Origin of the sequence: Arthrobacter ramosus (assembly GCF_039535095.1) — a bacterium.
GTDB classification, from domain to species: Bacteria; Actinomycetota; Actinomycetes; order Actinomycetales; family Micrococcaceae; genus Arthrobacter; species Arthrobacter ramosus.
Genome location: NZ_BAAAWN010000001.1, coordinates 129,822 through 141,814, shown reverse-complemented (window position 1 = coordinate 141,814; position 11,993 = coordinate 129,822). Strand labels below are relative to the sequence as shown.

Sequence of the window (11,993 nt, the reverse complement as noted above, 5' to 3'; positions counted from 1 at the left end):
AGCGACTAACTCACCGTTTCAGGAGGCTATATGGCTGCTTCCGTCCTGAGCCCACCTCCTTCGGCATATCGAGTTCCGAACGGCCGTCACTTGATGTATACAATTGAAGGCGGCCTGAGCAATACAGCGTCGCCGAAGGGGGAACCATGGAGGGCAGCGAAGCACAGCCAGAGACGCAGGCAAGCATCGACAGGGCTGTGGAATGGGTGGACACTGACGCGTCGGGCCATCAACACAACTCCGCGATCATGCGCTGGGTCGAGGCTGCCGAGGCAGAGCTCTTCCGGAATCTGGCGCTTCCGGAGTACTTCCCGAGTGCTCCGCGAGTGCAGCAAGTGGTCAACTACACGGCCAAGCTGTGGTTTGGCCAACGGGTGACGACAACCGTGAAGATCCAAAAAGTCGGCCGTACGTCCATGACTCTTGCCTTCGAGGTCCACGGCCACGCGCATCCAAACTCGCCGGGCGGCCTGGCTGCCCATGGGACACTGACCACCGCCCACGTCCCAGCGGGCTCAGCCTCGGCCCAGCCATGGCCGGAGCGGATCCGGCAGGCCGCTGGCGTAGCGGTCCCGAACAGTCCGGGGCTCTGAACCATGATGGACATGCCCGCTCCGCCGGTGCGCCATCAGCAACTGATCGTCACCCTGTATGGGCTCTACGGCCGTAGTTCGAGCGACGCCCTCCCTGTCTCCGTGCTGATTTCCATGCTGGGCGACCTCGGCTACGACGCGCCGGGAGTCCGTTCCTCAGTCTCGCGGCTCAAAGCCAAGGGTGTCCTCAAAAGTGTCCGCCAGGACGGTGTCGCCAAATACGAACTGTCCGACACTGTTCTGGATGTTTTCCGCGAGGGAGACCGGAGAATCTTCGCCGCCGATCGCTCCGCCCAGCTGGAATCCTGGGTCCTCGCGGTGTTCTCCGTCCCCGAAACAATGCGGAACCGCCGGCACCAACTGCGGTCAGAGCTGTCCGGGCTCGGTTTTGGGTCCGTGGCATCGGGGGTATGGATCGCACCGGCCCAAGTACTTGAACAAGCCCGTGAGCGGCTTGCCTCGCGCGGCCTTGTTCAGTTTGTGGACTTCTTCCGGGGCGACTACTTGTTTGAGGGCCCCATGCGGCCGAAGGTGGCCGAATGGTGGGATCTGAAGGCCATCGACGAGCAATTCGCCGAATTTCTGGATCTCTACGAAGGGGCCGGAGATCTTTGGGCCGGACTGGTAGGCCATGATCCCGGAGCTGCCCTGGCCAACTCGACGGCCCAGCTGCGCCGGGATGCTTTCCGTTACTACATTCCCATGCTGACTCTGTGGCGCCGCTTCCCGTACCGGGACCCGAACCTGCCATTGGAATACCTCCCGAAGGACTGGCGCGGTCCGGTGGTTCGCGAGACGTTCCAGGCGGTTCATCGCCTTGCCGCGCCCCTCGCGGCAGCCCACGCACACGAACTCATCCACGGCAATACGGGCCTGGTGGCACCCTAGTGCGATCCAGCAAGAGGCAACACGGACGTTGACATACCGCCGAGTCGACTGTTAAGTTCGCGCACAGGTCTCGCAAGGCCAACGCCACGTCGTCTCGTCCCGCCTCATCAGGGAAGCAACCTTCAAATAGTCGAGGAATTGTGCACGAATCCATCGCTCCGGACGAGCTTGACTTGGCGTTGTTGGAGTCACTGCAGCGCGCGCCGCGCGCGCCATGGGCTCTGATCTCCCAGGCGCTGGACGTCGCGCCAATCACTTTGGCTCGCCGGTGGGACCGCTTGCGCGAAGCCGGGCTCGCTTGGGTGAGCGCTACGCCCGGTCCGGCTTTTCACACTGTTGGCGTGACCGCGTTCGTCTTGATGTGGTGCCGTCCACGGCTTCGGGAAAAATTGGTCGTAAGGCTGCAGAACGACCCTTCAGTGGCGACCTTGGAAATCACGGGGGGCGCGCCCGATCTCTCCATGACGGTGTTCTCAAGCAGCCTCTACTCGCTTCACGAGAGTGTATTGAGCCGGCTGGGGAGCTATCCCGGAGTTGACCGTGTCGAAGTATCGATTGTAACCACACTGTACGGAGAGGGTAGCCGCTGGCGGCTCCGCGCGATGGACGCCGGTCAGGTTGGCAGGCTCGCATCAGTAACTTCACGGGATACGCTCGACCGCCGGGAGATGCCGCAGCTAGATCCAGTGGATCGTTCTCTGCTGGACGCGTTGGTGATTGACGGCCGAACGGCCTTCCAGGATTTGGGGGCACAGGCGGGCGTGACCCCGGCGACCGCCCGGCGTCGCGTGGGCCGGCTTGTTGACAGTGGGGTGGTGCGAGTCAGGTGCGATCTTGCCGCGCCAGTGTTTGGCTGGCCCATCTCGGCAACAATCTGGGGCAAGGTTCCGGCGAACAGGCTTCAGGAGGTGTGTCGGACCTTGGCAGGATCCTCTCAAGTTCGCGTCGCGGCGGCAACAACAGGACCCAACAACCTCATGGCGACCTGTTGGCTCCACTCGCTGGGAGAGATCGAGGCGGTAGAGGCAACCCTGCTTGAGCGGTTTCCCTTTGTGGTTGTGTCTAACCGGGTTATCGATCTGCGGTCCGTCAAGCGAATGGGCAGGCTTCTCGGCGAAAATGGTCGGTCCGCGGGCGTCGTCCCGCTCCGACCGTGGACGGACTGAGCCCAACCAGCCGGAGCGAGGATCGTTTTCCTACAATTTTGGCCGTGTTGTTGCTGAATTCAAACAAATTTCTGCCTCTTATGATCGTTGACCTCAGACTTTTCTTAAAGCGCGACAACGCGCAAGCACTGAGTGAGATCCATAGGAGTGACAAAATGGCGCAAACGCGAATCGGACAAGACTCTGCGGCCTCCCCCGCGACGTCTCGCGGTGGCCTGGTTAAGGACGGACCATCCCGTCCCGCAAACACGGCTGACGCCCCCCTGGCCGAGCCGAGGTTGCGGGCTCACGATTGGATCGCTCTGATCGGTTCGCGCTTCGGGCTGATTATCACCTGGGCCCTGATGATCGTGGCCTTTGGCGTGCTCCTGCCCGGAGTTTTCCTCTCAGGCTCGAACTTGGGTTACCTCCTCAGTTCGCAGGCCACGGTCCTGATCGTGGCAATCGCAGTGACCATTCCCATGGCCGCCGGGGAGTTCGATCTCTCGTCGAGCGGTGTAGTTGTGATCACGGTTGTCACGATGGGGTATCTAAACGTCATCCAAAGGTGGCCGCTGATGCCGACAGTGCTCGTGGCGCTGGCAATTGGGTTGGTCGTCGGATGCGTGAACGCCTTTTTCGTCGTCCGTATCGGGATCAGTTCACTCATTGTGACACTCGCGATGACCTCGGTGCTCATCGGCTTCGCTTTGGGGCTGAATAACCTCACCGTCACCGGCATCTCTGTGGACCTGGTCGATGCCGCCCGAAGCACTGTGGGCGGGATCCAGCTCGTCTTCTTCTACGCCTTGGGTGTGGTTGTGGTGGCGTGGTACGTCTTCCAGCACACGCCCATCGGCCGCAGCCTGTACTTCACAGGTGCCGGGCGAGAGGTAGCTCGCCTGTCCGGAGTTCGAGTGGACGCGATCCGAGCCGGGTCCCTTATCGTATCCAGCCTTCTTGGCGCGGTGGCCGCAGTTCTGCTTACCGGAGTGCTCGGCTCGGCTGACCCAAACGTTGGTACCAGCTACGCGCTCGCACCGTTCGCGGCCGCGATGCTCGGATCCACCAGTTTCACGCCCGGCCGTTTCAACATCTTAGGAACGGCGGTCGCGACATACTTCCTAGCAACCGGCATCACCGGGCTCCAGCTCCTGGGACTGGCCGGCTGGGTGACGCAGGTGTTCTACGGCATGGCTCTGATCCTGGGAGTCGCCCTCTCAACGTTTGCGGCCCGCCGCAACGGCCGAACAATTCGCGCATAAGCATCCAAGAACAATGTCGTTCTCGACCCAAACAAATTTAGGTGATTTCAAATGATGAGACAGAAACGTGCAGCCATCCTGCCCATCGTGATTTCCGTTGCGCTCCTGGGCATGACGGGCTGTCAAAGGGCGAGTGAGACCACAAATGCCGCCGCGGGGACCTCAAACCCCGAAAGCGTCGCCACCAAGGCGCTAGCCCTCGACATTGCGCCCGTGACCGCTAGCCCCAAGATCCCGTCGGTCAAGAACGGGACTTCCTTACGGGGCAAAAACATCAGGTTCATCGCGAGCGGCCTCAGTTTCCCGTTCAGCCAGGACGTTCTTGCCGGCGTCAAGGAGGGCGCCGCGGCGGCGGGTGCCACCGTCACTGTTTCGGACAGCGAGGGCGATCCTCCGAAGGCCGCTTCCCTCGTAGATCAGGCAGTTGCCCAATCCGTCGACGTCATCCTGCTTCAGGGCACGCCCCCGAAGAGCGTTGCATCGAGCATCACCGGGGCCAAAAGCCACGGGATCCCCGTGATCAGTGTCGGCAGTGACGCGCCGGGCAAGGTCTCTAAGGAACTTGCCGATATCGGTGTATTCGCCTACGCGTCGGCAACGAACGACGTGGGCACACGGCAGGCCAACTTCGTGGCTGCGGACTCGTCGTGCCACGCAGGTGTGCTCTACCTGGGCTCTTCGAGCTTCGGAACCTCGAGTTCCGATGTGGTCGACCAGTTCACGAAACAGTTCGCCCAGTTGTGCCCCGATGCCAAGGTCGCCGTGCAGGACGCACCTTTGGAAGCTTGGTCGTCCCTCCTGCAACCGCAGGTAAACGCGTTTCTGCAGCGCAATCCAGAAACCCGCTACGTTGTGAGCCTCGTCGACGACATGAATCTGGCGATCAAGCCGTCGATCACCGGGCTCGCCGGCCGAAACATCCGCTTGGTGGGCTCGAACGCCATTGTCGGGGCGCTGAGCGGGCTCCAGGACAAGGCGGACCCGGAGGCGGCGACAGTAGGGACAAACCTCTACCAAATGGGGTGGGCGGCGGTTGACCAGGCGATGCGCGCGATCGCAGGCGAGGATGCGGTTGCAGACGAGCAGGTCCCGAACCGGACATTTACGCGGGCCAACATCGACACGATCGACCTCGCGAAGAAGTCCGGCGACTGGTACGGCTCGTTCGATTTCCGTACCTTCTACACCCGGCTCTGGCAAGGGTGATAAGTACCATGAACTCAACGAACCAGGAGCCCCTGCTCCGGGCCGAGCATCTCACTAAGTCCTACGGCGCCCGTCCCGTCCTCAAGGAGGCATATCTCAACATCGTGTCCGGTGAGATCCATGCCCTCCTGGGCGAGAATGGCTCAGGCAAGTCCACACTGATCAAACTCCTCGCCGGCCAGATCGCTCCGGATGGGGGCTACGCGGCAGACAATGCTCCCCGCGTCACGGTGTCCGGCCGGTCGGAGGGACTCCCGATCGACCCTAAGACGGCAGAACGCCTGAAGCTTGGATTTGTGCACCAGGATCTCGGCCTGGTCCTTTCATCCACCGTCATGGAGACGCTAGGGCTAGGCCGTTACCGAACACAGTGGGGAAGGATCAACTGGCGCGCCCAACGGTCCTATACCGAGGAGACCCTCCGACGGTATGGGCTCGGGCTCTCGCCCGACGCGGTGGTCGGACGCCTGTCCGCAGTAGAGCGGGCCATGCTGTCGATCATCAGGGGCATCGAGTCCATAAGCGGCGAAGAAAGGGGTGTGCTCGTCCTGGACGAACCCACAGCCTACCTCCCGGCGGACGCGGTGCACCAGGTATTCGAGGTCCTCCGCAGGATCAAGGCCACCGGTAGCTCGGTGGTGTTTGTGACGCACCGACTCGACGAAGTGAAGGATGTTTGCGATCGGGCGACCATCCTGAGGTCAGGAGAAGTCGTGACAACCATGGACGTCGCGTCAGCGACTACCGACGACCTCATAACGGCCATCCTTGGCACGGAGCTCACGAACCTCTACCCGTCCGAACATACGAGCGTGACTGAGCCCGTCCTACGGGCTACAAATCTCAGCGGAGCAGAAACGCGTGATGTCTCATTCGTGGCGTCCCGCGGAGAGATCCTCGGGCTGACGGGTCTCGTGGGAGATGGTTTCGAGGAGATCATAGGTCTGTGCTTCGGTGCCAGCCGCGGAGAAGGGAAAGTCGAAGTCAAAGGCACGGAAGTCGAGCAGAAGTGGCTTCGACCGCGCCGTGCCATGAGCATGGGGATGGCATATATCCCCGCAGATCGGGCGACCTCCAGCGGACTCATGGCGGCTTCGGCGGCCGAGAACCTCACGATGGCCACCCTGAGGCGTTACTGGCGTTCGGGTCGCATGGCCTACTCAGAGGAGCACAAGGACGCAATCGAGGCGATGCGCCGTGTTGGGTTGCGGCCGCTGGCGCCCGATCTGCCCCTGAGCTCATTCAGCGGCGGCAACCAGCAAAAACTAATCCTTGCGAAGTGGCTGCTCACCCGTCCCCACGTTCTCTTCCTCCACGAACCGACCAACGGCGTGGACGTGGGAGCCAAGAAGACTCTGTTTGACCTGATCAACCGCGCTGCCCAAGACGGCTGCTCCGTCGTGATCGCCAGCAGTGAATATGAGGATCTCGCCCATCTTTGTCATCGAGTCATCGTCATCAAGAACGGGGCCGTCTCCGGAGAGCTGACCGGGGATCAGCTAACCACCGATGCCATCACCCACCGCTGCCTCGCCTCCACAGCGACGCCTGCCACATCGTGAAACCAACATTAAGGAATCCCGCAATGAGCGTATTCGAGGTCGGATCCCTCCACGTACCCGCAGGGGAACTGCGACACGGTCGCCTGACCGCTACCACGTCCGCCTCCGGACAAGTAGTCAGTGTGCCGGTGAGCATCATGCACGGGGCGGAGCCTGGTCCTGTCCTTCTTGTCACTGGAGCCACGCATGGCACTGAAATCACGGGAACACGAACACTTCTCAAGCTCATCGCGCGCATTGACCCGGCGAGGCTGCGAGGAACATTGATCTCAGTTCCGGTGACCAATCCCCTTGCTTTCGACCGGGCGACCTACGCCTCTCCCGAGGACGGCATCCACCTGGGAATGCCGTGCTACTGGCCCAGCGACCCAGCCGGATCACCAACGCTGCGGATAGGGGCGCAAGTCCGCAGTCTGTTCGATGTCGCGACTCACTACATCGACTTGCACAACAACGCGGAGCCAGCGGTGCCCATGTCGATGGAGTTCGCGGCACAGTGCTCCTCACCCGAGGTCCGCCAAGTCCAGCGCGCAATGGCGGAAGCTTTCGGCGTCACCCCGGTGCTGATGACCGACCCAGAGGACGGCACCGCGGAGAAGGTGGGGTCCGTGGACGGCCAGCCCGCTGCTGCCGCGTCAGCACATGGTATTCCGGGGCTGATGGTCGAGTTGCTCGACGAGCATGGACACCAAGGATACGAAGCGGGTGTCCGAGGTGTCCTCAACATCATGTCCAAGCTAGGAATGTTGGAGGAACCAGTTGCACCCCAGTTGATGGAAAGGCTCCAAGGAAGTTTCACCTACCATGGGGTACTCACCTCCCGCGAGTCAGGTGTTCTATTCCCGGTTTGCGATCCAGGAACAGTTATGGAGCAAGGCAGCGTTGTTGCGCACATCGTGGGCATGGATGGGTCGGTGTTGGAAGAGGTCAAGATGCCCGTCACGGGATTCGTGTGGGCTTTCCTGACGACGGCGCCAGGGGGCGGGTCCTTTGCCGTGCCCGAAGGCCATGCCGTCGGATTCGTTGCGGCGGCCGACGTATGAGCGCCAACGCAGCCATCCCCGAGACCATAGGGGCATCTGCCACCAGGAATACCCAACTCCGAAACGCCATTAAAGGGGCAGTGCAGGCAGAGATAGAGGCTTTTCGCGACCAGGCGATCGACCTCAGCCATCGCATCCACGGCATGCCCGAACTCGGTTTTGCCGAGTTTAACTCCAGCAGGGAAGTCGCGAACGAGCTGCGCGCAGCCGGATTCACAGTGACAGAACGCGCCTTTGGGCTGGACACCGCGATCTCCGCAGTTGCCGGAGCAGGCTCCTTCAAAGCGATCGTCGTAGCAGAGTACGACGCGTTGCCAGAGCTCGGCCACGCCTGCGGCCACAACCTGATCGCAGCATGCGCAGTCGCTGCGGCTGTGGGACTGAAGGGCGTGGCTGAGCAGCTCGATCTCACGGTCGAAGTGTTGGGCACCCCGGCAGAGGAGACCGGCGGCGGCAAGATCCTCATGCTGGAACAAGGTGCATTCATCGGCGCCGACATGGCCATGATGATTCATCCTGCGCCATTCGAAGACGCCTCACCGGGCTTCCTCGCCAGCACCGGTTTCTCCTTCGAGTTCTCAGGTAAGAGCTCGCACGCCGCCGCGTCGCCATGGGAGGCAGCGAACGCCGCCGACGCATCGACCATCGCGCAGGTCGCCGTCGGTTTGCTTCGCCAGCAGCTCCCCAACGACACCCGAGTCCATGGTGTGGTCACGAACGCCGGGTCTGCTGCCAACGTGATCCCAGGAAGGTCCGCGGGTGTGTACGGGATCAGGGCCCAGACCCTGGCGGACCTTGAGGATATGGTCCCACGTGTCGAGGCCTGCTTCACGGGGGCAGCCCTCGCGGCCGGCTGCACAGTGGAATTGGAATGGGAACTGACATACCCGAATGTTGTGCAGTCGCCACGGCTGGCCTCGCTGTATCAGCAGAATGCGGAGGCCCTAGGCCGAAGCTTTCCGCAGGATCCCGAAGCTCGCGCATTCCGTGCCTCCACCGACTTCGGCGCCGTCTCCCAAGTCGTCCCAAGCCTTCATCCGCACGTCAAGATTTGTGACTCGCCTGTGTCAAACCATCAGTCCGCGTTCACAGAAGCTGCAGCCTCGGAGCGAGCTGATCATGCGCTCATCGAAGGCGCGATCGCGATGGCTTGGACGGTTGTGGACGCCGCGCTATCACGAATCGATTCAGCCGACGACCGCGGGCGTTAGCAGAATCTCCGGTTCGTGCGGCATGGGCACCGGGTTCACGGCTTATCGAGTGCTGGAACTTCCCTCGGGCCGACGAACCGGGAGCCGAGTTCAAGGCAGCGCTGGACGGTCTGTTCAAGCTGGCCGTTAGACGCTCCGTTGAACGGCCTCGCCCAACGCACTACCGTCTTCGCCACGGCGAAAGGCCGACGGGACCGTTGTCCCGTCGGCCTTTCGTCCATGTCCTGGCGCTCTGCGCCCTTGGGCTAGCGCTCCGGGATGACCGCGATGCCTTGGATCTCGATGAGAGCTTCCTTCTGCCAAAGCCGCGTGACGCCGATTCCAGCCATGGCGGGATACTCGGATCCGGCCATTTCGCGCCAGATCCGTCCGATCTCACGGCCGTTGGCCATGTAGTCGTCCACGTCGGTGAGGTAGATGGTCACACTGACCAGGTCCTCGGGTAATCCGCCCGCCTCGCGCAGGGTAGTCAGCACATTGGAAAACGCCTGAGTGAACTGTTCTACGATCCCGCCGGGAACGATGTTCATGGCTTTGTCCAGGGCCGTCTGACCACCCAAGAACAGCGTGTTTCCGGCAAGCACTCCGTGCGCAAAGCCCGACGGCTTTGGGAGCGACTCGGGATTGACGGTCTTGTGGCTCATGTTGTTCCTCCTCTTGGTGGCGGCTGCGACATGTTCTAAAAAATCCCTGTGCAGATCATTCCCCGCCGTGCTACGTTGAGCATATGTGACGATCGTAAAAAAGTCGACACATCGGAATGAATGTAGGAATCGGCAGCACACGAAGGGACAACACGCATGAAGCTGGCCACCTTACGGACAGCCGACGGGGGCACGACGGCGGCGCTCGCCATGGGCGGGAACAGTTACGTACCGCTGCCGGCCAACGACGTCGGAGCACTTCTCTCCGTCCCGGACTGGCGCGCCCTGGCGGAAGCAGCGTTTGTTGCAGCGTCTGGACCGGGAGTCGTTTCCGCACCCCCCAGCGAGCTGGCACCTCTGCTTCCACGGGCCGGAAAAGTCATCTGCTGCGGGCTGAACTATAGCGACCACATCCAGGAGATGGGCCGCGAACTGCCGGAATACCCCACGCTCTTCGCGAAGTACGCGGACACCCTTATCGGGCCGGCTGACACCATCCATGTCCACGGCAGCGCGAAGGTCGACTGGGAAGCCGAGCTGGCCGTCGTCGTCGGCTCCGAACTGTTCCGCGCGGACGAGGACCAAGCCCGCGCGGCAATTGCCGGGTACACAATCGCCAACGACGTTTCCATGCGCGACTGGCAGAACCGCACGCTGCAGTGGTTCCAGGGCAAGGCGTTCGACGGAACCACCCCGGTAGGCCCGGTCATGGTGACCGCGGACGAAGCGGACTGCGACTTTGAGGTCCGCGGCTACGTCAACGGTGAGCTCGTGCAGCACGGGAGCACCAGCACCTTGGTGTTCGGACCGGCGAAACTCCTTTCCTACATTTCCCAGTTCACCATCCTGCGGCCCGGAGACCTTGTCCTGACTGGTACGCCCGGCGGAGTGGGGATGGGCATGACACCGCCGCGCTTCCTGAACGACGGCGACGTGCTCACCACCGAAATCGACGGGATCGGAAGGCTGGAAAACCAATTCAGAATCCACGCACCCGTCCCCGCCAACGTCTAGACCAATACCAAGCACTTCAAAGGAGTGACCACTATGAACACAACCGCTACCGACTACCGCCTCGAAGGCGACAACTCCATCTACGCCCAGGCCGACGGCAAGGTGGTGCCGGTCGTCACCCGCGCCGGTGAAGAAGATACCAACACCGCCCAGTCCGGCGACTGTGTCCGCGTCTCCGGCGTCAGCATCCAGCACACGCCGGCCACCAAGATCTGGTTCGGGCAGGTCTCCAACGTTCCCGGCTACCGCTCCCTGCCGCACCACCACGGCGAAGCGGAAACCGGCGGCTACGTGCTCCGAGGCCACGGCCGCATCTACTTTGGCGAGAACTACTCCGAGTTCCTGGACATGAAGACGGGCGACTGGGTATTCGTCCCGCCGTTCATGCCGCATGTCGAGGCCAACATGTCCGTCACCGAAGAACTCGTGTGGCTGACTGCGCGCACCCCGGAGAACCTCGTGGTCAACCTCGAAGACGTTGCCGACGAGACCCTCGTAGACTTCCGCAGGGCCTGATGGACATGTCCACTGGAATCCTGACCTCGGAGACATTCCTCAAAGCCATCGAGCTGACAGCCGTCCCCGCCCAAATTCACGACGAAGCCTACGAAGCCACCTCGCAGTACGTTCCGTGGCCCAAAGCCTACGGAGGGGACATGGTGGCCCAGGCCGCGGCAGCGATGATGCGATCGGTCGACGTCGACCGCGCGCTGCATTCCATGCACGGCTACTTCATGCGGCCCGTGGAGATCGGGGCCACGGTCCGCTACGAGGTCGAACGCCTCCGCGACGGCCGTGGATACTCGACCCGCAGCGTGCGTGGACACCAGAACGGCAAGACCGTGTACGCGGCGATGGGTTCGTTCCAGGTTCCCGAAGAAGGTCCGGAGTTCCAGCCTCTGGCGCCAACCGCCGTCGAACCCGAATCCCTGCGCAGTGCCGCCGAGGTGCTACAGGGGGTCGAGGGGCCGGCTGCCGAGTACTGGTCCTCAAAGCGCAGCTTCGACATGCGACACATTCCCGGGCCGGTATATCTGCAGGTCGAAGGCGATTCCGTGCCGCACCAGGCAATCTGGGTGAAAGCCTTCGAGCAATTGCCCGACGCCGGTGACGAACACGCGACGGCAGATCTGCACCGAGCCGCGCTGGCATACGTCTGCGACTACACCATCCTCGAGCCTCTGCTCCGGGTGAACGGGCTCCACTGGTCCAGCCCCGGACTCGCCACGGCCAGCCTGGACCACTCCATGTGGTTTCACCGGGACGGCCGCGCCGATGACTGGGTCCTGTACGCACAGGAGGCCGTGTCCGGGCAAAGCAACAGGGGGCTGGCCACGGGCCGTTTCTTTGACAGGCAAGGACGCCTGCTGGCAACGGTTGCCCAAGAAGGCATGATCCGCGCCGGCTCCTGAACACCTTCGA

The 11,993-nt window shown here is 62.3% G+C and carries 12 protein-coding genes and 1 pseudogene; 12 read left to right on the top strand and 1 reads right to left on the bottom strand.

Annotation, left to right across the window (positions count from 1 at the left end):
* The first annotated feature begins 146 nt into the window (after window positions 1–146).
* The 9 genes and pseudogenes from ABD742_RS00710 (at window position 147) to ABD742_RS00675 (ending at window position 8,913) form a co-directional block, all read left to right on the top strand.
* Complete coding sequence (locus ABD742_RS00710) at window positions 147–593, top strand: acyl-CoA thioesterase (RefSeq protein WP_234751045.1); 447 nt, start codon at window positions 147–149, stop codon at window positions 591–593.
* A gap of 3 nt (window positions 594–596) precedes the next feature.
* Complete coding sequence (locus tag ABD742_RS00705) at window positions 597–1,481, top strand: PaaX family transcriptional regulator (RefSeq protein ID WP_344786876.1); 885 nt, start codon at window positions 597–599, stop codon at window positions 1,479–1,481.
* A gap of 140 nt (window positions 1,482–1,621) precedes the next feature.
* Window positions 1,622–1,765: pseudogene (locus ABD742_RS24260) on the top strand (AsnC family protein); the annotation flags it as partial.
* A gap of 57 nt (window positions 1,766–1,822) precedes the next feature.
* On the top strand, window positions 1,823–2,647 hold the full coding sequence (locus ABD742_RS00700) for an Lrp/AsnC family transcriptional regulator (protein WP_234751043.1): 825 nt from the start codon (window positions 1,823–1,825) through the stop codon (window positions 2,645–2,647).
* A 155-nt stretch (window positions 2,648–2,802) separates the two neighbouring features.
* Window positions 2,803–3,891, top strand: coding sequence for an ABC transporter permease (locus tag ABD742_RS00695; protein WP_234751042.1), 1,089 nt, complete (start codon window positions 2,803–2,805; stop codon window positions 3,889–3,891).
* A 51-nt stretch (window positions 3,892–3,942) separates the two neighbouring features.
* Window positions 3,943–5,097, top strand: a complete 1,155-nt coding sequence (locus ABD742_RS00690; protein WP_234751041.1) for a sugar ABC transporter substrate-binding protein — start codon at window positions 3,943–3,945, stop codon at window positions 5,095–5,097.
* Between the two features lie 8 nt (window positions 5,098–5,105).
* Window positions 5,106–6,659, top strand: coding sequence for a sugar ABC transporter ATP-binding protein (locus ABD742_RS00685; RefSeq protein WP_234751040.1), 1,554 nt, complete (start codon window positions 5,106–5,108; stop codon window positions 6,657–6,659).
* A gap of 23 nt (window positions 6,660–6,682) precedes the next feature.
* A complete protein-coding gene (locus tag ABD742_RS00680; RefSeq protein ID WP_234751039.1) occupies window positions 6,683–7,702 on the top strand; it encodes a succinylglutamate desuccinylase/aspartoacylase family protein in 1,020 nt (339 codons plus the stop codon).
* Window positions 7,703–7,782: 80 nt separating this feature from the next.
* Window positions 7,783–8,913 (top strand): M20 family metallopeptidase, encoded by a 1,131-nt coding sequence (locus tag ABD742_RS00675; protein WP_234751038.1) that lies wholly within the window; start codon window positions 7,783–7,785, stop codon window positions 8,911–8,913.
* A 245-nt stretch (window positions 8,914–9,158) separates the two neighbouring features.
* Here ABD742_RS00675 and ABD742_RS00670 read toward each other — a convergent pair whose 3' ends face one another.
* The gene (locus ABD742_RS00670; protein ID WP_234751037.1) at window positions 9,159–9,557 is read right to left on the bottom strand and encodes a RidA family protein; all 399 of its coding nucleotides are present in this window, start codon (window positions 9,555–9,557) and stop codon (window positions 9,159–9,161) included.
* Window positions 9,558–9,713: 156 nt separating this feature from the next.
* Between ABD742_RS00670 and ABD742_RS00665 the strand changes: the two genes are divergently transcribed.
* The 3 genes from ABD742_RS00665 to ABD742_RS00655 are packed head-to-tail and all read left to right on the top strand — an operon-like array spanning window position 9,714 to window position 11,983.
* Window positions 9,714–10,571 carry a fumarylacetoacetate hydrolase family protein gene (locus tag ABD742_RS00665; protein ID WP_234751036.1) on the top strand — a complete coding sequence of 286 codons (858 nt, stop codon included), beginning with the start codon at window positions 9,714–9,716 and terminating at the stop codon, window positions 10,569–10,571.
* Between the two features lie 33 nt (window positions 10,572–10,604).
* Window positions 10,605–11,087: a cupin domain-containing protein gene (locus ABD742_RS00660; protein WP_234751035.1), complete on the top strand. Its 483-nt coding sequence runs from the start codon at window positions 10,605–10,607 to the stop codon at window positions 11,085–11,087.
* Between the two features lie 5 nt (window positions 11,088–11,092).
* Window positions 11,093–11,983, top strand: a complete 891-nt coding sequence (locus ABD742_RS00655) for an acyl-CoA thioesterase (RefSeq protein WP_234751067.1) — start codon at window positions 11,093–11,095, stop codon at window positions 11,981–11,983.
* Window positions 11,984–11,993 lie beyond the last annotated feature (10 nt).